Source organism: Henriciella algicola (assembly GCF_003576245.1).
Lineage (GTDB): Bacteria > Pseudomonadota > Alphaproteobacteria > Caulobacterales > Hyphomonadaceae > Henriciella > Henriciella algicola.
In genome coordinates this window covers 345280-367698 of the sequence record NZ_QWGA01000007.1, presented here as the reverse complement: position 1 = coordinate 367698, position 22419 = coordinate 345280, and the positions used below count along the sequence as shown (strand labels likewise).

Annotated in this window: 26 protein-coding genes; 5 read left to right on the top strand and 21 right to left on the bottom strand. The window is 59.0% G+C overall.

From position 1 onward, the window contains the following. The 9 genes from nusB to D1222_RS11470 form a co-directional block, all read right to left on the bottom strand. Complete coding sequence (gene nusB / locus D1222_RS11510) at positions 1–477, bottom strand: transcription antitermination factor NusB (protein ID WP_119454403.1); 477 nt, start codon at positions 475–477, stop codon at positions 1–3. Further along, positions 474–902 (bottom strand): 6,7-dimethyl-8-ribityllumazine synthase, encoded by a 429-nt coding sequence (gene ribH / locus D1222_RS11505; protein ID WP_119454402.1) that lies wholly within the window; start codon positions 900–902, stop codon positions 474–476. Before ribH ends, nusB begins: the two co-directional genes overlap by 4 nt. Beyond that, positions 902–2029, bottom strand: a complete 1128-nt coding sequence (ribB, locus tag D1222_RS11500) for a 3,4-dihydroxy-2-butanone-4-phosphate synthase (protein ID WP_119454401.1) — start codon at positions 2027–2029, stop codon at positions 902–904. The genes ribH and ribB overlap by 1 nt, the downstream gene beginning before the upstream one ends. After that, positions 2026–2655 (bottom strand): riboflavin synthase, encoded by a 630-nt coding sequence (locus D1222_RS11495; RefSeq protein WP_119454400.1) that lies wholly within the window; start codon positions 2653–2655, stop codon positions 2026–2028. Before D1222_RS11495 ends, ribB begins: the two co-directional genes overlap by 4 nt. Positions 2656–2746: 91 nt before the next feature. Beyond that, entirely contained in the window at positions 2747–3406 is a 660-nt protein-coding gene (locus tag D1222_RS11490) for a RibD family protein (protein WP_119454399.1), read from the bottom strand. Next, positions 3403–3873, bottom strand: coding sequence for a transcriptional regulator NrdR (gene nrdR, locus D1222_RS11485; RefSeq protein ID WP_119454398.1), 471 nt, complete (start codon positions 3871–3873; stop codon positions 3403–3405). Before nrdR ends, D1222_RS11490 begins: the two co-directional genes overlap by 4 nt. Before the next feature lie 7 nt (positions 3874–3880). Continuing rightward, positions 3881–5185, bottom strand: coding sequence for a serine hydroxymethyltransferase (gene glyA, locus D1222_RS11480; protein ID WP_119454397.1), 1305 nt, complete (start codon positions 5183–5185; stop codon positions 3881–3883). 158 nt (positions 5186–5343) lie between these two features. Beyond that, positions 5344–6561 (bottom strand): 5-aminolevulinate synthase, encoded by a 1218-nt coding sequence (hemA, locus tag D1222_RS11475; RefSeq protein ID WP_119454396.1) that lies wholly within the window; start codon positions 6559–6561, stop codon positions 5344–5346. Positions 6562–6681: 120 nt separating this feature from the next. Then, a complete protein-coding gene (locus D1222_RS11470) occupies positions 6682–7473 on the bottom strand; it encodes a class II aldolase/adducin family protein (protein WP_119454395.1) in 792 nt (263 codons plus the stop codon). Between the two features lie 104 nt (positions 7474–7577). On the opposite strand from D1222_RS11470, the gene D1222_RS11465 reads away from it, so the two are divergent. Continuing rightward, positions 7578–8342, top strand: a complete 765-nt coding sequence (locus tag D1222_RS11465; protein WP_119454394.1) for an NAD kinase — start codon at positions 7578–7580, stop codon at positions 8340–8342. A 2-nt stretch (positions 8343–8344) separates the two neighbouring features. On the opposite strand, the gene secF is transcribed toward D1222_RS11465, so the two are convergent. Genes secF through yajC form a run of 3 tightly spaced genes read right to left on the bottom strand, consistent with a single transcriptional unit; the run spans position 8345 to position 11404 of the window. Then, positions 8345–9313 (bottom strand): protein translocase subunit SecF, encoded by a 969-nt coding sequence (gene secF / locus D1222_RS11460; RefSeq protein WP_119454393.1) that lies wholly within the window; start codon positions 9311–9313, stop codon positions 8345–8347. Positions 9314–9322: 9 nt separating this feature from the next. Beyond that, complete coding sequence (gene secD / locus D1222_RS11455; protein ID WP_119454392.1) at positions 9323–10999, bottom strand: protein translocase subunit SecD; 1677 nt, start codon at positions 10997–10999, stop codon at positions 9323–9325. Positions 11000–11020: 21 nt separating this feature from the next. Continuing rightward, entirely contained in the window at positions 11021–11404 is a 384-nt protein-coding gene (gene yajC / locus D1222_RS11450; RefSeq protein WP_119454391.1) for a preprotein translocase subunit YajC, read from the bottom strand. Positions 11405–11593: 189 nt separating this feature from the next. Here yajC and D1222_RS11445 point away from each other — a divergent pair, with 189 nt between their 5' ends. The 4 genes from D1222_RS11445 to D1222_RS11430 all read left to right on the top strand — a co-directional run bounded on the left by D1222_RS11445 (position 11594) and on the right by D1222_RS11430 (position 14270). Next, positions 11594–12184 (top strand): TetR/AcrR family transcriptional regulator, encoded by a 591-nt coding sequence (locus tag D1222_RS11445; RefSeq protein ID WP_119454390.1) that lies wholly within the window; start codon positions 11594–11596, stop codon positions 12182–12184. Between the two features lie 19 nt (positions 12185–12203). Continuing rightward, positions 12204–12962: a lysophospholipid acyltransferase family protein gene (locus D1222_RS11440; RefSeq protein WP_233348713.1), complete on the top strand. Its 759-nt coding sequence runs from the start codon at positions 12204–12206 to the stop codon at positions 12960–12962. A gap of 55 nt (positions 12963–13017) precedes the next feature. Continuing rightward, on the top strand, positions 13018–13611 hold the full coding sequence (locus D1222_RS11435; RefSeq protein ID WP_147371862.1) for a hypothetical protein: 594 nt from the start codon (positions 13018–13020) through the stop codon (positions 13609–13611). 113 nt (positions 13612–13724) lie between these two features. Then, positions 13725–14270 carry a hypothetical protein gene (locus D1222_RS11430; RefSeq protein WP_119454388.1) on the top strand — a complete coding sequence of 182 codons (546 nt, stop codon included), beginning with the start codon at positions 13725–13727 and terminating at the stop codon, positions 14268–14270. Between the two features lie 122 nt (positions 14271–14392). Here D1222_RS11430 and D1222_RS11425 read toward each other — a convergent pair whose 3' ends face one another. From D1222_RS11425 to D1222_RS11385, 9 genes are all read right to left on the bottom strand, one after another. Continuing rightward, positions 14393–14752 (bottom strand): HesB/IscA family protein, encoded by a 360-nt coding sequence (locus D1222_RS11425; protein ID WP_119454387.1) that lies wholly within the window; start codon positions 14750–14752, stop codon positions 14393–14395. Between the two features lie 35 nt (positions 14753–14787). Then, the gene (locus D1222_RS11420; protein ID WP_119454386.1) at positions 14788–15171 is read right to left on the bottom strand and encodes an SUF system Fe-S cluster assembly protein; all 384 of its coding nucleotides are present in this window, start codon (positions 15169–15171) and stop codon (positions 14788–14790) included. 9 nt (positions 15172–15180) lie between these two features. Beyond that, positions 15181–16404: a cysteine desulfurase gene (locus D1222_RS11415; protein WP_119454385.1), complete on the bottom strand. Its 1224-nt coding sequence runs from the start codon at positions 16402–16404 to the stop codon at positions 15181–15183. Further along, positions 16404–17630 carry a Fe-S cluster assembly protein SufD gene (sufD, locus tag D1222_RS11410; RefSeq protein ID WP_119454384.1) on the bottom strand — a complete coding sequence of 409 codons (1227 nt, stop codon included), beginning with the start codon at positions 17628–17630 and terminating at the stop codon, positions 16404–16406. The genes D1222_RS11415 and sufD overlap by 1 nt, the downstream gene beginning before the upstream one ends. After that, positions 17627–18388, bottom strand: a complete 762-nt coding sequence (gene sufC, locus D1222_RS11405) for a Fe-S cluster assembly ATPase SufC (protein ID WP_119454383.1) — start codon at positions 18386–18388, stop codon at positions 17627–17629. Before sufC ends, sufD begins: the two co-directional genes overlap by 4 nt. A gap of 64 nt (positions 18389–18452) precedes the next feature. Beyond that, a complete protein-coding gene (locus D1222_RS11400; protein WP_119454382.1) occupies positions 18453–19166 on the bottom strand; it encodes a hypothetical protein in 714 nt (237 codons plus the stop codon). A 98-nt stretch (positions 19167–19264) separates the two neighbouring features. Then, positions 19265–19672 carry a nuclear transport factor 2 family protein gene (locus tag D1222_RS11395; RefSeq protein WP_119454381.1) on the bottom strand — a complete coding sequence of 136 codons (408 nt, stop codon included), beginning with the start codon at positions 19670–19672 and terminating at the stop codon, positions 19265–19267. 9 nt (positions 19673–19681) lie between these two features. Further along, the gene (gene sufB / locus D1222_RS11390; RefSeq protein ID WP_119454380.1) at positions 19682–21217 is read right to left on the bottom strand and encodes a Fe-S cluster assembly protein SufB; all 1536 of its coding nucleotides are present in this window, start codon (positions 21215–21217) and stop codon (positions 19682–19684) included. Then, the gene (locus D1222_RS11385) at positions 21218–22360 is read right to left on the bottom strand and encodes a cysteine desulfurase family protein (protein WP_119454647.1); all 1143 of its coding nucleotides are present in this window, start codon (positions 22358–22360) and stop codon (positions 21218–21220) included. Positions 22361–22419: the final 59 nt, after the last annotated feature.

Genomic DNA, 22419 nt, shown 5'->3' with positions numbered 1-22419 from the left:
CTATTCTCCGGGGCGGATATCCTTGCCGATATTGTCGAGTACGGCGTTCACGAAATTCGCCTCTGTCTTTTCAAAGAAGTCATGTGCGAGCGAGACATATTCGTCGATGATGACAGGCCGTGAAAGCTCAGGATGCGCAATGAATTCGGCTGTGGCTGCGCGAAGGATCGCGCGTGTCGTGGAATCGAGGCGTGAAAGCTTCCAGCCCTTGTTGAGGCGCTTCAGGATCGCCTTGTCGATTTCCGCCTGATGCTCCACCGTCGCGCGCAGTACCGCCTTGAACAGGTCCGGGTCGGCCTCTTCAACCGGTTCCTCGTCCGGGCCAAAGCCAAGACGGTCTTCCATGAATTCGCGGATGACTGCGCGGGCACCCCGGCCCGTCTGCTCCATCTGATAGAGAGCCTGCACGGCAGCAAGTCGCGCCCCTGCCCGGCGGGCACGGATCACTTCAAATGGGAGCTTCTGGGTATTGCTCATCCGACGAACTTCTTGCGAAGTTTCAGCATTTCGAGACAGGCGATAGCTGCGTCACGGCCCTTGTTCTTGCGCTTGCGATCAGCGCGCGCGAGGGCCTGCTCTTCGTTCTCGACGGTGAGAATGCCATAGCCGATTGCAAGACGGCGCTCGACGGCGAGGGTCATCAGCCCACGTGCGCTCTCGCCGCAGACATAGTCGTAATGGCTCGTCTCACCGCGAATGACGCAGCCAAGGGCGATGAAGCCATCATAGCGACCGCTGTCTGCAGCCATGGCGATGATGCCCGGGACCTCGAAGGCACCTGGCACTTCGATAGTTTCGAGCGTCACGTCTTCGTCTGCCAGCGCCTCGGCAACGCCTGCTTCAAGCTCGAGGGAGATGTGTTCGTAGTAGCGCGAGGTCGCGATCAGGATGCGGTGGGCCATCAGCTGTTTCCGTCGTTGAGGGTTCGCCAGCCTTCGATCTGCATGCCATAGCCCTCAAGGCCTGCCACGCGTGTCGGCTTGGTGTCTGAAAGGAAGATCATCTTGCGTACGCCAAGCTCACGCAGGATCTGCGCGCCGACGCCGTATTCGCGCAGCGGCATATGTCCATCGTCGCCCTCGGAGGTCTTCAGGCCAAGGCGCGAGGCAATTGAGTTCGGACGCATCGTGTTCACGAAAATGACGACGCCCGGCTCTTCGGCATTCGCGATGATCTTCATCGCGCGCTCGACGAGGTTCGCACGTGGCCCCTTCTGACCCAGAATGTCAGAGAGTACGTCCGTGCGATGAACGCGGACCAGTACAGTCTCGTCCGGGGTGATCTTGCCGTGAACGACGGCGATGTGTTCGCAATTGTCGAGCGTGTTGCGGAAGACGACCGTCTTGAAGCCGTCGCCATATTCGCTGTCGAGAGGGGCTTCGACGCGGCGTTCCAGATAGCGGTCATTCTTGCGGCGCCAGGCGATCAGGTCTGCAATCGTGCCGATCTTGAGGCCGTGCAGCTGCGCAAAGGAAACAAGTTCAGGAAGACGGGCCATTGTCCCGTCATCATTCATGATTTCGCAGATGACGCCGGCCGGATAAAGACCGGCCATGCGGGAAATATCGACGGCTGCTTCGGTATGGCCTGCGCGAACCAGCGTGCCGCCATCGCGCGCGATCAGTGGAAAGACGTGGCCCGGTGATACGATGTCGTGATGGTCCTTTGTCGGGTCAATGGCGACCGCAACCGTCTTTGCGCGGTCTGCAGCGGAAATACCGGTGGTCACGCCATCCTTGGCTTCGATGGATACGGTGAAGGCCGTTTGCATGCTTTCGCGGTTGTCGCGCGCCATCATGTCAAGATTGAGCGTGCGGGCGCGCTCCTTCGTCATGGAGAGGCAGATCAGACCGCGGCCATACTTCGCCATGAAGTTTACCGCTTCCGGGGTCGCAAAGCTCGCCGGGATGACGAGGTCGCCTTCATTCTCGCGGTCTTCAGCGTCGACGAGAATGAACATGCGCCCATTGCGCGCGTCCTCGATAATCTCATCGATGGAGGAAATAGCGTGGTGGAGATCGCCGCTCATGCTGTGCCCTTGGTCTCTGGTGCGTCGGCACCGATCATCCGGGCGACGTACCGCGCGAGCATGTCGACCTCAAGATTTACTTTGCTGCCCGGCTGTAATGCGCTGAGCGTTGTGACTTCCCAAGTGTGAGGAATGATGGCGACATCAAAGTCGCCATTGTCGTGCGCCTTCGCGACGGTCAGGGACACGCCACTGACTGTGACGGAGCCTTTCGTCGCGAAATAGCGCGCGATTTCTGAAGGTGGGCGTATCGTGACGCGGAAGCTGTCGCCTTCGGGTTTCACCGACACGATTTCGCCGAGCCCATCGACGTGACCGTAAACGAGGTGACCGCCGAGCTCTTCACCCAGTTTGAGAGACAGCTCCAGATTGACGCCGGAGCCCGTCGTCAGCGCGCCGAGCGTCGTCAGCGACAGTGTCTCCGGTACTGCTTCGACTTCAAACCAGCTCCCCTCTCCTTCCTCGCCGAAATCGACGACGGTCAGGCAAACGCCTTCATGCATGATGGAAGCGCCCATTGTGATGCTGTCGACAGGATAATGCGACACGACACGCATGCGCCGCAGACCATTGGTGTCCTCGACGCTGTCGACGCGGCCGATATCGGTGACGAGCCCAGTAAACATGGTAATTCCTCTTCCTCACCCGGCATATAGGCATGCGATTGAGGCGTACCAATCACTTTCCTCGGGTCAATTTGACCCGCGCGTTGCAGTGCTAGGATGCGGGTGTCCAGATTTCGAGGCAGTCTGCATCGAACGACTCGCGCGATTGTAGCTCCCACCGCGTGGTTTGGTCCATCTGTTCATGCCCCAGCGCGCCGACTGCCGGGACACCATCGCCGCCGATGAGGATGGGCGCGCGGAACCAGGCAAGCACGTCGACAAGGCCCGCCGCCAGAAAACTTGCCGCGAGTGTGCCGCCCCCTTCGAGGAAGATGCGCTGTAGCCCTTCAGCTTCGCAACGCCTAAGGAGCTGATTGAGGTCTAGCCGTCCGTTTGAGGTGCCTACGGGCCAGGTTTCGGCGCCGGTCTTCGCAAAGGCCTTGCTGTCTGCGTGGTCATCATGAGCGAGGATGACGCGGCCGAGGCCTACGGACTCCACCAGCCGGGAATGAGGCGGTGTGCGCAGGTGGCTGTCGGCGACGATGCGAGCAGGCTGAATGGCTGGCGCTGGAACTGTTCGCGCCGTCAGAAGCGGGTCATCGGCCAGCACCGTGCCGACACCGACCAGCACGGCGTCATGACGCGCCCGCATCTCATGGACACGGGCGCGAGACTTGCTGTTGGTGATCCACTGGCTGACACCGTTAGACAGCGCAATGCGGCCATCTAGCGAGGTTGCGAGCTTCAGTGTGACGGAGACCTTACCGCTCACTCGTCTGAACCGGGTTCGTCCAGCGCGGAGGAGTCGATGAATTTCGCGAAATCCGTTGGATCACGAAAGTCCTTGTAGACGCTCGCATACCGGACATAGCCGACAGGATCGACGGTTTTCAGCGCGTCCATGACGAGTTCGCCGATGTCTTCGGAGGTGACTTCCGTCTCGCCGCTGCTTTCCAGCTTGCGGACGATGCCGGAAACGAGCTGTTCGACGCCTTCATCGCCCACAGCGCGCTTTCTGAGCGCGATCGTCACCGATTTTGCGACTTTCTCACGGTCGAACAAGGCGCGCTTGCCATCGCGTTTGACGACGATGATCTCGCGCAGCTGCACCCGTTCAAAGGTCGTGAACCGGCCGCCGCAGACTTCGCAAGCCCGCCGGCGCCGGACAGCGGTGTTATCCTCAGCCGGGCGCGAATCCTTCACGGCAGTGTTTTCAGCGGTGCAGAACGGGCACTTCACCTCAGGCCTACCCCAGCGTTTCGTAGATGGGGAAACGGGCAGTCAGCGCTTTTACGTCCTCGGCAATGCGCGCCTCGGTTGAGGACGGATCGCCGCTTGCGACGGCATCGACGATTTCACCGATCCATTCGCCGATCTGACTAAACTCTGCCTCGCCAAAGCCGCGCGTCGTACCTGCTGGCGAGCCGACGCGGATACCGCTGGTGATCGCTGGCTTTTCAGGGTCAAACGGCACGCCGTTCTTGTTGCAGGTGATGTAGGCGCGACCCAAAGCGGCCTCAGCATCCTTGCCAGTGACTTTCTTCGGACGAAGGTCAATCAGGGCAACATGCGTGTCGGTGCCGCCGGAAACGAGATCGAGACCAGAAGCCTTTGCGGCCTCTGACATGGCGCGCGCATTCTTCACGACCTGCGCGGCATAGGCACGGAAGTCGTCGGTGAGGGCTTCGCCGAAAGCAACCGCCTTTGCAGCAATCACGTGCATGAGCGGGCCGCCCTGGATGCCCGGGAAGACAGCCGAGTTTACTTTCTTGGCGATGGTCTCGTCATTGGTAACCACCATGCCGCCGCGAGGGCCGCGAAGCGTCTTGTGGGTCGTCGTCGTTGCGACGTGACAATGATCGAGCGGGTTCGGGTGCGCGCCGCCCGCGACGAGGCCTGCGAAGTGCGCCATGTCCACCATGAACGAGGCACCGACCTCGTCAGCGATCTCACGGAACTTCGCAAAGTCGATCTGGCGCGGATAGGCAGAGCCACCTGCGATGATAAGCTTTGGCTGGTGCTCTTTCGCAAGCGCGCGGACCTCGTCAAAGTCGATGAGATGGGTGTCTTCGCGCACACCATACTGGACGGCGTTGAACCATTTGCCCGACTGGTTCGGTTTTGCGCCATGCGTGAGGTGGCCGCCAGCATCGAGGCTCATGCCAAGGATAGTGTCGCCCGGCTTGATCAGCGCCTGAAAGACAGACTGGTTTGCCTGGCTGCCGGAATTAGGCTGGACGTTGGCGTATTCGCAGTTGAACAGCTTTTTCGCCCGTTCAATGGCGAGGTTTTCAGCAAGGTCGACGAACTGGCAGCCACCATAGTAGCGCTTGCCCGGATAGCCCTCTGCATACTTGTTCGTAAGGACCGAACCTTGCGCCTCAAGAACCGCCTTTGAGACAATGTTTTCAGAGGCGATCAGCTCGATCTCGTGCTGCTGACGATCAAGCTCCTTGGCGATTGCATCTGCCAATTCCTTGTCGGTGTCGTTCACACCGGCGGAAAAGAAGCGCGTGCGGTCAAAGCTTGCCGAAGAAGACGTATCGGGCATGGTCAGATCCTCATTCTGCGTTTTGATCTCTCTAAGAGTGCTCGCGTCCGGGAGCAAGACGCGAGCGTGTGCGACGAATGCGACAATGCCCGCCAGCTTCCCTCAGGAGGCGGACGGGCATTTGTTGTGCTCATAATACCTTCAGAGCAGGCTTCTGATCAGGCAGCTTCCTCAAGTCCTAGCTGTTTCCAGACAGCCAGGATGGCGGCAACCAGCTCATCCATCATGACCTCGTCATGGACAGGACCCGGCGTGAAACGAAGACGCTCCGTACCACGTGGCACTGTCGGATAGTTGATGGGCTGGACATAGATGCCAAAGTCGAAGAGCAGCGTGTCGGAGAGCGCCTTGCACTTTTCAGGGTCGCCAACCAGTAGCGGGACGATGTGAGTCACGCTGTCCATGACCGGAAGACCAGCATTGCGGAACTTCTCTTTCAGGAGCGCCGCCTTTGCCTGATGGTCGGCGCGAAGCGAGCGCCCGTCTTCGGTACGAAGCTTGCGGACACTAGCAAGTGCGCCAGCTGCCATGACCGGACAGGTCGAGGTGGTGAAGATGAAGCCCGAAGCCATCGAGCGGATCGCATCGATGATAGTGTCGTGCGCAGCGATATACCCGCCCATGACGCCGTAAGCCTTGCCGAGCGTGCCTTCGATAATGTCGATCCGGTCCATCAGCTGCTCGCGCTGGGCAACGCCTGCGCCTTCCTCGCCGTACATGCCAACAGCGTGGACTTCGTCGAGATAGGTGAGCGCATCGAATTCATCGGCGAGATCGCAGAGTTCTTTCAGCGGTCCAACATCACCGTCCATCGAGTAGACGCTCTCAAAAGCGATAAGCTTTGGACGCGACGGATCGTCATTTTCCATCAAGGCGCGAAGGTGTTCGACGTCATTGTGGCGGAAGATGCGGCGGTCAGCGCCTGAGCGGCGAATGCCTTCAATCATCGACGCGTGGTTCAGCGCGTCGGAATAAATGATGAGGCCTGGCAGGATCTTGCCGAGCGTAGACAGGGTCGCGTCATTGGCAACGTAGCCAGACGTGAACAGGAGCGCGCCGGTCTTGCCGTGAAGGTCTGCCAGCTCACGCTCCAGCTCGACGTGGTAGCGCGTCGTGCCCGAAATGTTGCGGGTACCACCGGAACCGGCGCCAAAGCTGTCGATTGCCTCATGCATGGAGTTCAGGACGTCATCGTCCTGGCCCATGCCGAGATAGTCGTTCGAGCACCAGACAGTGATCTCGCGCTCGCCATCTTCGAACTTGGCGGTCGCTTTCGGGAAATTGCCGCGATGACGCTGAAGGTCGACGAAGACGCGGTAGCGGCCCTCATCGCGAATATCAGTCAGCGCATCTTCGAACGCCTTGAGATGTTTCATCGGCTTTTCACCTTTCCCGTATTTAGGGCTCGTGAATGGGTTCCCGGCTATATGGCAAAGCCACAAGCCGGTATCCATAGGTGTTTTCCGCTATACCGCTTTTGTCGCAGCAGCTGAAAGTCAGGTGTCGTAGCCCGGCGACTGGCGGTCGAGCTTGCGCTTCATCGCAGGCCAGACGAGCTTTTCGGTAAGAGAGCCCATGCCGGAGCTATGGCCTGTCATGCCGCCCTGCCCGGCAACTTTGCCTTGCAGATCATCATCGCATTCGAGCACGCCATCGCGCCCTGCTGACAGCGCCATCACCTGCATGGAGCAGGCGCGTTCGAGGAAGAACATGCGTGTGAAGGTCATGGCTGCGGTCTCGCCGCAGGTCAGCGTGCCGTGGTTGCGCAGCAGCATGGAATGCTTCTGAGGGCCAAGGTCAGCAACAAGGCGCTCACGCTCATCCAGGTCGAGCGCCACGCCCTCATAGTCATGATAGGCAACGTCCGCGCGCACGATCATCGCTGTCTGCGAAATCGGAAGCAGGCCTTCCTTCTGCGAGGAAACAGCAACGCCCTGATCGGTGTGCAGGTGCATGACGACGTTCGCATCTTCGCGATTCGCGTGGATCGCCGAGTGGATGGTGAAACCTGCTGGATTGATGAAGTATGGCGTGTCCATCACAATATTGCCCTCAAGGTCCACCTTGACCAGCGAGCTCGCGGTGATTTCGTCGAAGAGCATACCGTATGGATTGATCAGGAAGTGGTGCTCTGGACCCGGGACGCGGTGCGAGATGTGCGTGAAGATCATATCGTCCCAGCCGTGTAGGGCTGTGAGGCGGTAGAGCATCGCGCAATCCACGCGCGCTTGCCATTCCTCTGCGGAAACAGCGCTCTTCACATCAATTGATTTCATATCGTCCGGCATGATCTTCCTCCAAGTCTTTCCGGGAACATACAGCAATTGCCCCCTTTTGCACTATCCCCCCACGCAAGCTTGACCTTCGCTCCAAGCACAGCGACACCACGCAAATGAGCATCAAGATCTCTTTCACCGCATCGCGGCGACCGGAAGCGCAGGAAGCCCTGCAGCGCCTGACCCGTCAGTATGGCCAGTATTCCGAAGAGGAAGCTGAGGTCATCGTGGCGCTTGGCGGCGATGGGTCGATGCTGAATGCGATGCGGCGGCGCTTTGATGATCGCAAGCCCGTCTATGGCATGAACCGCGGCACGGTCGGCTTCCTTATGAACGATTATGTCGAGGAGAACCTGATTGATCGGCTGAACCGGGCTGAGAAAGCCATGCTCGTGCCGCTCCGCATGGTTGCGACTGATGTGCATGGTGAGCATTTCGAACGCCTTGCGATCAATGAAGTCTCGCTGTTCCGCGAAACGGCCCAGAGCGCGAAGCTGCGCATTCGAGTCGATGGCAATGAGCGGATGAGTGAGCTGACCTGTGACGGCATCATGGTCGCGACGCCTGCAGGCTCAACCGCCTACAACCTCTCGGCGCACGGCCCTATCCTGCCAATCGGCGCTAATCTGTTGGCGTTGACCCCGGTCAGCGCGTTCCGGCCACGCCGCTGGCGCGGCGCTCTCCTGCGTCACGATGCGCGTGTGGAATTCGAGATCGTCGAACCAAACCGGCGTCCTGTCTCTGCTGCAGCGGACAACCAGGAAGTGCGCGACATTGCGAAGGTCTCTGTCACTGAAGACCGCAGCAAGCCGCTCACCATGCTATTCGATCCCGGGCACGCCCTGGATGAGCGTATCCTTCGCGAACAGTTTTCCTTCTAGCGTCAGACGCCCTGGAAGCCTTCAACCTCGCGGCGCTGCTTCTCACCCTGGTCGAGGCCAAGCAGGAGCAACACTGAGGATGCGACGAACACCGACGAATACGTACCGATGATCACGCCGAAGATGAGCGCGAAACTCATGCCGCTAAGCACGGTGCCACCGAAAAGGTAGATGCTGAACAGCGCCAGAAGTGTGGTGCCGGATGTCAGCAAAGTACGCGACAGCGTCTGGTTGACGGCAAGATCGATAACCTTGTCCGGCTCCATCTTCTTGTACTTGCGGGCCTCTTCGCGGACGCGGTCAAACACGATGACGGTGTCGTTCATCGAGTAACCGACAATCGTCAGAAGTGCTGCGATGGTGGACAGGTTGAACTCGAACTGGGTGAGCGAGAACATGCCCATGGTGATAATGACATCGTGGAACAGCGCAGCAACGGCGCCGAGCGCGTACTTCCATTGAAAGCGGACGGAGATGTAGGCCATCATCAGCGCCAGCGCGACGGCAAGCGCCATCAGGCCGCTTCTGAGAAGCTCACCAGAAACTTTCGGGCCGACAGCAGCACTGCTTCGTACATTCAGCCCTGGAAACGCTTCTGCGAGCGCTGCGCGCACGCGGTCATTGGCTTGCTGCTGGGCCGTGTCCTGGTCCATGCCGGGTTCTGCAGGCTGGGTCGCAAAGCGGATGACGATTACTTCGATCGCTTCGACACCGGTGCCACGAGCGGCATTGACGCCGACCTCGCCAAGACCGAGGCCGCCCATCACCTCACGGACATCCTCTTCCTGAACGCCCTCAGGCTGTTCAATCTCGATGACCGAGCCGCCAGCGAAGTCGATGCCAAAATTCATGCCCTTGGTGAAGATGAGGGCGAAGGATGCGGCGATCAGGATTGCCGAGAATAGCAGCGCCGGCAGTCTGAACGACATGAAGCGGACATTGGTATTGTTCGGCCAGTACTGGAGAAGCATAGCGGCCCCCTAAATCGAAAGCTTGCGAGGGCGCGCGAGGCGCAGCCACATTGCGGTAAACCAGCGGGTCACGACGAAGGCCGTGAACACCGATGTTACGATACCGATGGCCAGCGTTACAGCGAAACCTTTCACCGGGCCTGAGCCGAGCAGGTAAAGGATCGCAGCGGCGATGAAGGTCGTGATGTTGGCGTCGAGAATCGTCGACAGCGCACGCTCATAACCCGCGATGACGGCAGTTGTTGGAGAGCGGCCATTGCGTTGTTCTTCACGGATCCGCTCAAACACGATGACGTTCGCGTCCACAGCCATACCGATCGTGAGGACGATACCTGCGATACCCGGCAGGGTCAGCGTTGCGCCGAGGCCAGACAGCGCGCCAAGGATCAGCACGATATTCGCGAGCAGCGAGCCGACAGCGAAGCTTCCGATCAGACCATACGCGATGATCATGAAGACGCCGACGAGCGCGAGGCCGATAAGGCTTGCATTCGTACCAGCCGCAATGGAGTCAGCGCCGAGGCCCGGACCGACCGTGCGCTCTTCAATAAAGTTCAGTTTTGCCGGAAGCTCACCAGCTTCAATAATGTCTGCAAGATCCTGGGCTTCGTCGAGCGTGAACTGGCCCGTGATCTGTACGTTGCCGCCCCAGATTGGCTCATTGATGCGCGGCGCGGACATGATCGTGCCGTCGAGAACGATTGCGAAGATCTGGCCGCGATTGTTTGCCGTTGTCTGACCGAAGCGTTCGGCGCCGGTGCCATTCAGGCGGAAGTCCACGGCCGGCGAGTTGTCATCAGGGTTCCTGCCTTGGCTAGCACTCGCGATATCACTACCGGTCACCACCGGTGTGCGATTGACCAGCATCGGGCGACCGAACTCATCAACGAGAAGCTCAAAGCCTGGCGGGGGACGTGTGGCCTGCGCAGCGTTGACGGCTGACTGGTCCATATTCGCCATGTTGAAGGTCAGGCGGCCTGCCTGGCCGAGGATGTTCTTGATGCGGCGCGGATCGGCTTCACCTGGCGCCTCGATGACGATACGCGTATCGCCCTGCGGCGTGATGGAGACCTCGCTGACGCCATCTGGATCAAGACGGCGGCGGATGATGGTGATCATCGTGCCCTGCGCATCAGCGGCGAGGGCCTGCTGCGCGTCTTCGCTCACGCTGACCATTATGCGCTGAGGGCCTACTCGTTCGATGGACAGGACGCGGTCGCTACCCGTTGCGCCAATGGTTGGATTGATGCGGCGTAGGCGACGAAGCGCCTCTTCCATGTCTTCCGGATTGCGAAGCTGGATGGGGAGCGTGGTGCCCTGTTGTTCTGGGACGTCCCGCTGGATCAGCGGATCGCGGTTGAGGGCCTGTACGATATCGGTCTGAAGTGTCTCGAGGCGGTTTGCAGCGACTTCTGCAGGATCGATCTGTGTCAGCAGGTAGACGCCGCCCTGAAGGTCGAGACCGAGATTGACCTTGTTGGTTGGGAGAAAGCCGGGCCACCATGATTCCTCGGCCGCATCCATTTGCGCTTCATAGGCTGCAATGTCCTGCGGCGCATCGGATTGCGGTTCGCGCGGCTCAACGCCGAGGAAGCCATCCGTAAATGCGTTTGGAATTGCCATGAGCGCGCCCCAGACGAGCACGATCAGGATCAGGATTACTTTCCAGGCCGGAAAATTCAGCATGGCCCACTCCCCTCAGAGCGATCAGGACGCTTTGGTGTCGTTCGCGGCCGGTGCCGGATCGTTCTTGCTGCGAACGTCAGCAATCATTGAGCGCACGACGCGCACGCGAACGCCATCGGCGAGCTCGACGCTGAGCTCTTGCTCGGTGACCTTGACGACCTTGCCGATAAGGCCACCGGACGTGATGACCGTATCACCGCGTACGACGGCCTCGATCATCTGGCGGTGCTTCTTCTGACGCTGGTTCGCCGGGCGAATGAGCAGGAAGTAGAAGATGAGGATCAGCGGCACGAAGAAGATGAGCTGACCGATGATTCCGCCGGTTGCGCCGCCAGCTTCCTGTGCTGAGGCCAGTGGTGCGAGGCTTGCTGCTGTCAGGCCAGCCAGGACCAGTCTTGAATTCATCTCTTTTTCTCCGCGGATTTCAGGCTCGTCGCTATATCTGTGGAGGGCTTACATTGCAAACAAGACCAATCAATGCGCGATTGCAGTACGGCCCATACGCCGCAGTCGGGCTCACCACATCAGAGACTTGCCAAACAGGACACATATGTTAGTGAGCGAATACTCACTACTTGGAGCGCCCTGCTTTCGATGCCTGATCCATCACAAAACAAGCCACGGACCCGCAATGCCCGTCCAAAGATCGAACGCGCGGCGCTGAAGCTGTTTATCGATGAAGGGATCAATGCGGCGACAACCCGTGAGATCGCGAATGCGGCGGGTGTGTCTGAGGGCGCGCTTTACCGGCACTATAAGGGCAAGGACGAGCTGGCGCTCTCCCTCTTCATGGCGACTCACAACCGGCTCGGGGAAATGCTGCGTGAGGCGTTGTCTGCGCCAGGCTCGCCAGAAGATCGGGTTGCGCGCGCCGTTGAGGCCTATTGCGCGATTGCAGATGATGACTGGCTGCTCTTCTCGTTCCACCTTGTCTCGCTGAACAAGTTTCTCCCCCATGATGAGCGGCGCAGCGATGATCCGGTCACCATCCTTGAGACGTTGATCGCGGCAATGATGAAAGCTGGTGAAATTCCCCATGGGGACCCGGCACTGACGACGGCGATGTGCCTCGGCGTCGTCATGCAGTCCGGCCTCAACAAGGTCTATAACCGACTGCCCGGGCCGTTCGCTGCGCATGCGCCGACGTTTACCCGGACCATTCTTGCCATCCTCCATCAGAAGTAGTCGTCGAAAGGATCGTCCCATGATCAGAGGCTATCTCTTCACGGGCGTTTATGACGTCCTGTCCTTCATCTGCGTGATGCTCGCCCTGCCCGCCATGTTGCTCCCCGGCCAGGCAGCCGTCCGTGGCCTTGTACGCCTGTACACAATGTCGACGCGGTTCGCCCTTCGATGGATCGCGGGCATCCGCACCAACGTTCGCGGCAAGCAGAACCTGCCCAAAGGGCCGTTCATTCTAGCGGCCAAACACCAGAGCTGGGGCGATGGTTTCCTGATCTATCCGGAAGTGAACAACCTTGTTTTCGTCACCGGCGACCATCTGGAGAAGTTTCCACTGGTTGGCCGCATCCTGAACAAGCTTGGTGCCATCGTCATCGACACGTGCGGTGGCAGTCACCGGCGCGCCGAGTCGCTCGCCGAGGGTGTTCAACAGGCAAAAAATGAGGGCCGACGCGTGTTGATCTATCCAGAGGGCCATCTCGCACCTCCCGGCTTCCATTTTCCCTACAAACCCGGCGTCTGGCATATGCAGCAAGCGATGGACGTGCCAGTTGTGCCAGTTGCAACCAATCTTGGCCTGTTCTGGCAGCAACAGGAAGTTATGAAGAAGCCGGGTAAGGCAGTGATCGAATTCCTCCAGCCGATCCAGCCCGGCCTTTCAAAGTCCGAGTTTCTCGCCCTGCTTGAGAGCCGAGTGGAAGACGGATGTTCGGCGCTTGCGAGAGAAGCGGGACGAGAGGGCAAAAGCGAGCTCTTGCCCGAGCCGGTTCGTGCAGGTTGACCACGCGCTCAAACTCTGACCTTTTCTCATTTCAAGGTAGAGTGAGGGCTGTCTGATGTATCATCGTTTTCTGGTTTCTATTGCCGCGCTTGTCGGTGTCTGTATGGGCGCGACTGCTCAGCAACCCCCGGCTGATCCCCCATCTGAAGGTGGGTGGGAAATGAATGGGTGGGAGCGGTCCGTCACCTTTCGCGGTTCAGGCCGCGATGACATCAACTACACCATGTACACGCTCCACACGACCGCCACGGAAAGGCCGGGCGTGATGTTCTCGTGCAGCGACGAATACGGTTTGAACGTCCTCTACAGCTTCGAGGGCGTCGACTTCATTGAGCTGCTCCATGGAAAGCGCGCCAGCCGCCTGCGTTCCATTCCGGTCTATCTCTGGGTTGGCGATTACGCCTTCGACCTCGCCTTCTACAATGTGCGGCGCCGCGACAGAGTTCTGGCGAACCAGAAAGCATCTCAAGCCGCCGTTGCGATGGGCGCGCTGTTGCAGGATCTGCCTATACGGATCAAGGCGACCAACTACTTCGATGAAACGCTGGATCTGCCGCCGCTGGATGAAGAAGTGGGCCGTTTTATAGATGTCTGTCAAAAGGCCGCTGAACTGGCGGAGACTGTCAGGAAATCCGAATCTGGCAAATAGCATTGGGCCGGTCGAAAGGCTCAATTTGACACCCTGAGCAGACAGGGGATTGGCCGTTTCCTCTAGGATCGGGTTCAAAGCCACCGAATATATCTTTATTCGATAATACATTCATGATAAACGATGTGGTGTTCAGGCAGGGCAAGCCATTTAGGAACATCATCATGAATAAGAATAAGGTAGCAACACTCGCAATTATCTGCTCAGCAACCATCCCAGCGGCATTCGCTGCAAACTGGCAGCCCTACGGTCAGCACAGTGCTGAGGCTCCACGATCCATCTTTGCGCAAGAAAATGACGGCGTGGCGACGCTCCTCTCATGCAACGCGGATGGACAGCTGACGGCCATGATCTCCTTCGAAGGGGGCGACCTGTCTCGCAAGATGAAAGCGAACGCACCGTTCCGCCGCACTGTCGATGTCAATGTAATCCGGGACGGAGTTGATGACGGCAAATCGCTCTGGACCATGATTCCGGCTGTCGATCTGGTACACTCGAAGTCACACGGTGATGCGGGAAAAATCTATAACGCGACCATTCTCGGCGAGGATGTCACGATGAATATTCAGCGAGAGGGCGAAGTTGCGCTCGTACTGCCCGAAGTCGATGACGTTTTTCGTGCTTTCGCCGCAACGTGCTCGCCGCCTGCGGCTGAGTAGGTCTGCAGGACCAATCGCAATTGAATAAATTCAGCGCTGGCGGCTTCAAAACCAGATCCTCTTGTGAAGGTTCTGCCGCCAGCAATTATATTCGAAGCAACTGGTTGCGTTCGAAGCGAGTTCTATTCGGCAGCGGCCGGATTGATTGTCACGCTTTCGCCGCAGCCACACGCATCCGTCTGGTTCGGGTTCCGAAACACGAATTTCTCGTGGAGCAGCGTCGTTTCATAGTCGACGATCGAGCCGAGAAGAAAGAGCACGGCCTTCGAATCGACAACGATCTTCACACCATTGTCTTCGACGACCTCATCAAGTTCGGCGGGCGCATCGACGTAGTCCATGACGTATTCCATGCCGGCACAGCCGCCATTCTTGACGCCGACCCTGAGATAGCCGGCACCTTTTTCGCTCATGATCTCCTCGACGCGGCGAGCCGCTTCATCGGTGAGCTTGATGAGTTGGGGACGTGGTCTTCTGGCCATATCTAACAGGTGTGATCGCTTGAGGCGTGTTTCAACTAGAGCATGTTCAGCGCGAGACGCGCTTCGTCGGACATACGCGACGGATCCCATGGTGGATCGAAGGTCAGACGGACTTCGACATCGTTGACACCTTCCACGGTGCGGGCCGCATTCTCGACCCAACCAGGCATATCGCCTGCAACCGGGCAACCAGGCGCCGTCAGCGTCATGTCGATATCGACCTTGCGATCGTCGTCGATGTCGACCTTGTAGATCAGACCCAGTTCGTAGATGTCGACGGGGATTTCCGGATCGAACACCGATTTGAACGCCATGATCAGCTCATCGGTCAGCCGATCGAGTTCTTCCTGCGGAATCTTCGATCCGCTGGTGTCTTCGCTCGTTTCCGGCGTTTCTGAGAGGCTCATATCATCTGGCATTGCAGGACCTTATAACAGCATTCCGCGCGCTTTGTTTAGCGCTTCGATGAACTCATCGACTTCTTGCTCTGTGTTATAGAGCGCAAAGCTCGCCCGTGCGGTTGCACTAACACCTAGGTGGTTCATCAAAGGCTGAGCGCAATGGTGACCTGCACGTATGGCGACACCGTAGCGATCAAGGAGCTGCGCAATGTCATGCGGGTGCACGCCCTCAACACTGAACGACAGCACAGGGCCCTTGCCTTCAGATGTGCCGTGAATGCGGATGCCATTGATCGCAGAAAGCTCGGCTGTTGCCTTCTGCAGAAGTGCAGTTTCATGCGCCCGCACAGCTTCCATATCGAAGGCTGACAACCAGTCGATGGCGGCGCCAAAGCCGATTGCCTGCAGGATTGGCGGCGTGCCCGCCTCAAACTTGTGAGGGGCGACGTTGTAAGTGACCCGGTCCTGCTCGACGATTTCAATCATCTCGCCGCCGCCTTGGTACGGGCGCAGCGCATCGAGTGCCTCTGCCGTGCCATAGAGCGCGCCGATGCCGCTCGGGCCGTAGATCTTGTGACCTGTCAGCACATAGAAGTCGCAACCAATGTCCTGAACGTCGAGGTTCAGGTGAACGCCGGCCTGGCAGCCATCAATCAGGATATAAGCGCCGGCAGCGTGCGCGATCTCTGTCGCGCGCTTCGCATCAACCTTCGTGCCGAGCACGTTGGACATATGTGTTAGCGAAACGAGCTTCGTCTTTGGCCCGACGGCTGCCTCCAGCGCCTGCATGTCGAGCGAGCCATCCTTTGATACAGGCACCCATTTCAGGACGGCGCCATGGCGCTCTCTCAGAAAATGCCAAGGGACGATGTTGGAGTGATGCTCCATTACTGACAGGACGATTTCATCGCCCGGCTCGATCATGTCTGTGATGCCGTTGGCGACGAGGTTCATCGCCTCGGTGCCGCCCTTGGTGAAGATGATGTTCTCTTCGCTCGGGGCGTTCAGGAAGCGGCGTACTTTCTCGCGGGCGCCCTCATAAGCCTCTGTTGTTTCATTCGCCAGCGTATGGAGGCCGCGGTGCACATTGGCATAGGCAGTCCGTGCCTGGTTCGACATGCTGTCCAGAACGGCGTCTGGGGTCTGCGCGCTCGCCGCATTGTCGAGATAGACGAGCGGGCGTCCATTCACTTCGCGGCTCAGAATCGGAAATTCCGCACGAACGGCATTGAGGTCGAGAGCACGTGCCATCAGCCGCCCCGCTGGTTCCGAAGAAAGCGGCGGGTGGCATCTACGAGCTGGGCGCGAACGTCGTCATGCGCTTCTTCAAGTGCTTCTGCGATAAACGCTTCGGTGAGCAGTGCGCGCGCTTCCGGCTTTGGAATGCCGCGCTGCTGCATGTAGAAAAGGGCATCTTCGTCTAGCTGGCCGGATGTGTTGCCGTGTTCGCACTCGACGTCGTCGGCATAGATTTCAAGCTCAGGCTTGGCAAAGATCTCGGCGCCGTTTTCTAGGAGAAGCGCCTGGTGCTGCATCTCTGCGTCCGTGAACTGGCCAACCGTGCGCGGCACCAGAAACTTGCCCTGGAAAACGCCGCGGCCGCCGTCTGCAACTGCGCCTTTGGTCAGCTGCGACGTCACGCAGGATTCAGCGCCGTGCGTGACATGGGTCGTGAAATCGGTGTGGTAGCCAGAAGCAGCAAGATAGGCGCCGTTGAGCGTGGCCTCGGCGCCCTCCCCCTTATGCTCCAAATGCGTCTCGATTCGGCAAAGTTTGCCGCCGAAGGATAGCGCGCTCTGGGTGAACACGGCCTTGGTATCTAGATGCGCCGTGGTGGTGATCGCCGTCACCTCTTGCTGGCTGGCTTCCTGCAGCAGCGTCCGTTTGACGCTCGCGCCTTCGGCAAGACCAAATTCGGTCAGGAAGGATGAGAACCCTGCCCCGCCGCTATAGTGTTCGAATATGTCGACATGGCAGTTCTCACGAACGACGAAGACGACCCGCGAGAAAGCTGCGTCGCCGCCGCCTTGATAGGCCAGAACCAGCGGGCGATCGACTTTGGCCGAAACCTCAATCATCAGCATGTCTTTACTGGAATAACCGGTCATCGAGGCTGCAAGCGCCCCGACGGGCAACGCATCCGCTTGCGCGAAGTCGTGGCCGCCTGACTTCAGGAAAATATTGATCCCAGCAGGCAGCTCATCAGGAATGGTCCAGCCTGAGCCGTCGAAGCTCAACTTCACCGCATTGGACGGAAGTTCAATCGACGTGTCGGCTTCAGCCTTTACCGGTGCCAGCTCAGAGACAGCCTGGCGGACATCAGTCCACTTCCACTGCTCCATGCGCCGGTGCGGCAGGCCGGTCCGTGCGAAGGCCTCAAACGCTGCCTTCTGCGCAGCTTCAGGCGTGTGGCGCGAGAACAGCTCTGCGAGTTGGCGCTCGGCTTCGCTTGGGTTCTTGAGGGCGGTCGTAGTCAAGCGACCTCCCCGAGGATCCCGTCATAGCCTTCCTTTTCGAGCTGCAGGGCGAGCTCGGGTCCGCCGGATTTCACGATCCGGCCCTTGGCGAGCACGTGCACGCGGTCTGGCTGAATATGGTCGAGGAGACGCTGATAGTGCGTAATGACGAGCATGCCGCGATCTTCGCTGCGAAGTGCATTCACGCCATCTGCTACTGTCTTCAGCGCATCGATATCGAGACCAGAGTCTGTCTCGTCGAGAATGGCGAAGCGGGGCTCCATCATCATCATCTGGAAGATTTCGAGCCGCTTTTTCTCGCCGCCGGAAAAGCCGACATTGACCGGGCGTTTCAGCATCTCGGCGTCGATGTTCAGCTTCTGGCCGATCTCGCGTGCCTTCTTGATGAAGTCGGGCGCTGAGATTTCTTCTTCGCCGCGCGTCTTGCGCTGGGCGTTGATCGCGGCGCGAACGAACGTCATGACAGGCACGCCGGGAATTTCGACGGGGTACTGGAATGACAGGAAGATACCGGCGGCTGCGCGCTCATCGGGCTCCATCTCAAGGAGGTCCTCGCCATTGAGGGTCGCGGTGCCGCTTGTGGCCTCATAGCCCTCGCGGCCAGTCAGCACGTAGGACAACGTCGACTTGCCAGCGCCATTGGGCCCCATGATCGCATGGACTTCGCCTGCAGGGACTTCCAGCGACAGGCCATTGAGGATGGTCTTGCGGCCATCACCTTCGCCAACATCGGCGGTCAGATTATCAAGCTTCAACATGCTGCCGATGTAGAGATGTCGGCCCTGTTTTCAAAGCCCGTTTCGCCGCACCCGCAAGCAAATGTCAGCTTATATCGGTCAGACCGTAGAAATCATGGCCGGAAACAGCAGCATCAAGGTCGATCGGATCAAGCAGAAGCGTGCCGATGTAATGCAGGCTTTCTTCCTGGCCGTTCAGGATCCGCTTCAGCGCGGTATTGATCGGTGTGGCGACGCCCTGAGGGCCAACCAGCACGAAACTGTCGAGGCCTGGGTCAAACCCATAGTGCTCGGTGAAATACGGATTGGCGGCCATGAAGCGGTCGAAACGCTCCCAGCGCCAATCGAGATGCGAATTGGCGCGGATCACTTCGCCGAGATAGAGACCTGCAAAGGTCACAGTATTGTCGCCGCGACCGTCAGCGATGAGCGATTCCCCTGCCCTGCCTTCCGCAGCCTGCAGACGGTTTACGGTGTGAACGTCTTTCAGCCACTCATCGATGGTTTTCAGGCTCTCGATTGAATAGTCGAGCTTCGAGCGGTCCAGACGGTTCGGAAGAAGGATAAGGCCGTCAGCCTGAGGCGACATGAAACGGTCGAGGCCGGGGCCAATGTCGGCAACGGAAAGGCTGGCGGCATAGCGCCCATCATCGCGGCCGATGACTTCGCCGCGGGAAAAACCGGAGAAGGACGCAGACGCGCCATAGCCATCGTAGGGGATATAATATGGGGTCGGCTTGGCCGGTGACGCGCAGGAAGCAAGCGCGAGACATCCCAAAATGAAACAAAGGCGGGCCATGAAGGTCCAATCAAGTCAGCCTGAAGATACTCTCCGTTCCATAACAGCAATCCGTGTGCCGACCGTTAATGGGTATCAACCAATAGACGAAAGTAAGTTCAGGCGTCGAAGTCTCGCATGAGGTCGCCCTGGCCCGGCTCCAGCACATGCTGCCACTGTCGATATTCGCAGCATTCACTGCCCCGAAAGGTTGCCTTTAGGATGCCGTCCACACGAACCGGATCATCCGTGCCATCGCGCGTGAATGAGGCCGTCCAGTGGGCCCAGCCCGCGTCTTCGCTGATTGCGATGATATCGAAATCGAGGACCGGGTCTTTTTGCCGGCTCAGTCTTTCCTGCATCGCCGCCAGCAGCGCTTTGCGCCCTTCGCTCGGCGCGTCAAACGGCGTCCAGTGGAAGCTGACGTCCTCTGAGAAGAGTTCGACGATACGCTTGCTGTTGAGCGCTGACAAAGCCTGTCCAAACGATTGGAGCCAGTTTGCAAACGTCGTTTCAGTCAGCGCCATAGATGCTCGCTAGCCCACAGACCCTTCAAGGCTGACCTTGAGCAGGCTCTGGGCTTCGACGGCAAATTCCATAGGCAGGTGCTGCATCACTTCGCGCACGAACCCGTTCACGAGAAGAGCGACAGCCTCTTCTTCGCCCAGGCCGCGTTGGCGGGCATAGAAGAGCTGGTCTTCAGAGAGCTTGGTCGTCGTCGCTTCGTGCTCCAGCTGCGCGTCGGCACGGCGATTCTCGACATACGGCACCGTGTGCGCGCCGCAGTCGCCGCCGATCAGCAGCGAATCACATTGCGTGAAGTTACGCGCCTTCTCTGCCTTCTTGTGGATCGAGACGAGGCCGCGATACGTGTTGTCCGACCGGCCAGCTGAGATACCCTTCGAGATGATGCGCGAGCGGGTATTCTTGCCGAGATGGATCATCTTCGTGCCAGTGTCGGCCATCTGGCGGCCATTGGTCACCGCGATTGAGTAGAACTCGCCCTGGCTTTCATCTCCGCGCAGGATGCAGGACGGGTACTTCCATGTGACGGCTGAACCGGTCTCGACCTGCGTCCAGCTGATTTTTGAACGAGCGCCGCGGCAATCACCGCGCTTTGTCACGAAATTGAAGATACCGCCCTTGCCGTTTTCATCACCCGGCCACCAGTTCTGGACGGTCGAGTATTTGATTTCGGCATCTTCGAGCGCAACAAGCTCGACAACGGCGGCGTGAAGCTGGTTCTCATCGCGCATCGGCGCGGTGCAGCCTTCGAGATAAGAGACGTAAGATCCCTTATCGGCCACGATCAGGGTGCGCTCGAACTGGCCTGTATTTTCCGCATTCATGCGAAAATACGTGCTGAGCTCCATCGGGCAGCGGACGCCTTCAGGCACGTAAACGAACGTACCATCAGAGAAGACAGCGCTGTTCAGCGTTGCAAAGAAATTGTCAGACTGTGGCACCACAGAGCCGAGATATTTCCGAACCAAGTCAGGATGTTCGCGAAGCGCTTCTGAAATCGACATGAAGATCACGCCGGCCTTCTCAAGCTCTTTGCGGAAGGTCGTTGCCACCGAGACGCTATCGAAGACCGCATCAACCGCGACGCGGGGTTTCTGATCGTCAGTGCGAGCTTCAGCTGCCGTATTCGCTGCACCTTCGACACCCAGAAGGACTTCGGCTTCGCGAAGTGGGATGCCGAGCTTTTCGTAGGTTTCGAGGATTTCTTTCGGGACGTCGTCGATGGACTCATACTTCGCGCCCTGTTTCGGCGCCGCGTAATAGTAGATGCCCTGGTAATCGATCTTCTCGTAGTCGACCTTTGCCCAGTCTGGCTCTTCCATCGTCTGCCAGCGCTCATAGGCCTGCAGGCGCCAGTCGAGCATCCAGGACGGCTCACCCTTCTTCTCGGAGATGAAGCGGATGACGTCCTCGTTCAGGCCTTTCGGCGCATACTCGGTCTCGATGTCTGTCTTGAAGCCAGCAGAGTAGTTCTCGGACTCAAGCGCCTTCGCCGCTGCGACGGTGCCTTTGTCGATACTATCCTTGACCCTTACGTCATCAGGCATTCAAGCCGTCTCCTTCGTCTTTCTCTGGTGCAGAGCCTTCAGCCAGACGTCCGCAGTGCGGTCAAAGTCTTCAGGCTTGCTCCTCCACCCAAAGCTGGTGCGGATTGCGCTTTCTGCAAGAGCGTCATCTGCGCCCATGGCTGCGAGGACAAGTGATCTTTTCACCTTGCCGCTCGAGCAGGCAGAGCCGGATGAGACCGCAATGCCCGCGAGGTCCATTGCCATGACCTGCGTTTCAGCCCGAAATCCGCCATAGGCAAAGTTCGATGTGTTCGGGAGTCGCGGCGCTTCCTCGCCGAACACGGTCACGCCGCCCTCAGCTTTCAGGCGCGCTTCCATTCGGTCGCGGTGCTGAGCCAGCTTCGTGAAATTGCTGATGTCTGCGACGCTCGCTTCTGCTGCAGCGCCAAAGCCTGCAATGCCGGCAAGGTTCTCAGTTCCTGAGCGCAGGGATCGCTCCTGACCGCCGCCATACAATCCAGCCTTCAGCGGCGCGCCGCTTCTCAGCCAGAGTGCACCCGCTCCCTGTGGCCCACCTGCCTTGTGCGCAGACAGCGCGAGATAATCGACACCCAGAAGCGAAACGTTCACCGGCATCTTGCCGAGCCCCTGAACGCCGTCACAAATTGCCAGGCCGCCAGCTTCACGCACCAGCGCGGCAGCTTGGGCAACGGGCTGGATCACGCCGGTCTCATTGTTCGCGAGCATCAGGACGAGCACAGGTGTCCCGTGTCTGTCCGTGTCCCAGTTTGCGAGCCGAGAGGACAGGTCCTCAAGATCCGCTTCCCCGGTGCGGGTAACATAGACGGACTGGACGGCCGCGCCTGAATAGCCTGCGTTCTTGGCTGCCGCTTCATGCTCGATGGCGGAGACGAGCAGCGTGCACTTGCCTTCAAGCTGTCGCACGACGCCATTGATGGCGAGCGCGATGGCTTCCGTGCCACCTGATGTGAAGATGAGGTCCTGCGGGATGGCGGATATGGCCGAAGCGACCTGCCGCCGGGCTGTCTCAAGTATTTTACGTGCCTTGCGACCGGGGCCGTGAACGCTGGACGGATTTGCCCCGACTTCGAGCGCGGCGATCATGGCGTCTCGCGCTTCGGGACGGAGCGGTGCCGTTGCGTTGTAATCTGCGTAGATCATGGTGCTGCACATACGATAACACGGCGCGTCCTTACACAAAAACTTGCATTCTGCGGTTG

What these genes read in the sequence shown, in the direction of transcription:
- nusB (WP_119454403.1), bottom strand. Translation starts at nt 477, where the DNA reads ATGAGCAATACCCAGAAGCTCCCATTTGAAGTGATCCGTGCCCGCCGG.
- ribH (WP_119454402.1), bottom strand. Translation starts at nt 902, where the DNA reads ATGGCCCACCGCATCCTGATCGCGACCTCGCGCTACTACGAACACATC.
- ribB (WP_119454401.1), bottom strand. Translation starts at nt 2,029, where the DNA reads ATGAGCGGCGATCTCCACCACGCTATTTCCTCCATCGATGAGATTATC.
- D1222_RS11495 (WP_119454400.1), bottom strand. Translation starts at nt 2,655, where the DNA reads ATGTTTACTGGGCTCGTCACCGATATCGGCCGCGTCGACAGCGTCGAG.
- glyA (WP_119454397.1), bottom strand. Translation starts at nt 5,185, where the DNA reads ATGCCCGATACGTCTTCTTCGGCAAGCTTTGACCGCACGCGCTTCTTT.
- hemA (WP_119454396.1), bottom strand. Translation starts at nt 6,561, where the DNA reads ATGAAACATCTCAAGGCGTTCGAAGATGCGCTGACTGATATTCGCGAT.
- D1222_RS11470 (WP_119454395.1), bottom strand. Translation starts at nt 7,473, where the DNA reads ATGCCGGACGATATGAAATCAATTGATGTGAAGAGCGCTGTTTCCGCA.
- D1222_RS11465 (WP_119454394.1), top strand. Translation starts at nt 7,578, where the DNA reads ATGAGCATCAAGATCTCTTTCACCGCATCGCGGCGACCGGAAGCGCAG.
- secF (WP_119454393.1), bottom strand. Translation starts at nt 9,313, where the DNA reads ATGCTTCTCCAGTACTGGCCGAACAATACCAATGTCCGCTTCATGTCG.
- secD (WP_119454392.1), bottom strand. Translation starts at nt 10,999, where the DNA reads ATGCTGAATTTTCCGGCCTGGAAAGTAATCCTGATCCTGATCGTGCTC.
- yajC (WP_119454391.1), bottom strand. Translation starts at nt 11,404, where the DNA reads ATGAATTCAAGACTGGTCCTGGCTGGCCTGACAGCAGCAAGCCTCGCA.
- D1222_RS11445 (WP_119454390.1), top strand. Translation starts at nt 11,594, where the DNA reads ATGCCTGATCCATCACAAAACAAGCCACGGACCCGCAATGCCCGTCCA.
- D1222_RS11440 (WP_233348713.1), top strand. Translation starts at nt 12,204, where the DNA reads ATGATCAGAGGCTATCTCTTCACGGGCGTTTATGACGTCCTGTCCTTC.
- D1222_RS11435 (WP_147371862.1), top strand. Translation starts at nt 13,018, where the DNA reads ATGTATCATCGTTTTCTGGTTTCTATTGCCGCGCTTGTCGGTGTCTGT.
- D1222_RS11430 (WP_119454388.1), top strand. Translation starts at nt 13,725, where the DNA reads ATGATAAACGATGTGGTGTTCAGGCAGGGCAAGCCATTTAGGAACATC.
- D1222_RS11425 (WP_119454387.1), bottom strand. Translation starts at nt 14,752, where the DNA reads ATGGCCAGAAGACCACGTCCCCAACTCATCAAGCTCACCGATGAAGCG.
- D1222_RS11420 (WP_119454386.1), bottom strand. Translation starts at nt 15,171, where the DNA reads ATGCCAGATGATATGAGCCTCTCAGAAACGCCGGAAACGAGCGAAGAC.
- D1222_RS11415 (WP_119454385.1), bottom strand. Translation starts at nt 16,404, where the DNA reads ATGGCACGTGCTCTCGACCTCAATGCCGTTCGTGCGGAATTTCCGATT.
- sufC (WP_119454383.1), bottom strand. Translation starts at nt 18,388, where the DNA reads ATGTTGAAGCTTGATAATCTGACCGCCGATGTTGGCGAAGGTGATGGC.
- D1222_RS11400 (WP_119454382.1), bottom strand. Translation starts at nt 19,166, where the DNA reads ATGGCCCGCCTTTGTTTCATTTTGGGATGTCTCGCGCTTGCTTCCTGC.
- D1222_RS11395 (WP_119454381.1), bottom strand. Translation starts at nt 19,672, where the DNA reads ATGGCGCTGACTGAAACGACGTTTGCAAACTGGCTCCAATCGTTTGGA.
- sufB (WP_119454380.1), bottom strand. Translation starts at nt 21,217, where the DNA reads ATGCCTGATGACGTAAGGGTCAAGGATAGTATCGACAAAGGCACCGTC.
- D1222_RS11385 (WP_119454647.1), bottom strand. Translation starts at nt 22,360, where the DNA reads ATGATCTACGCAGATTACAACGCAACGGCACCGCTCCGTCCCGAAGCG.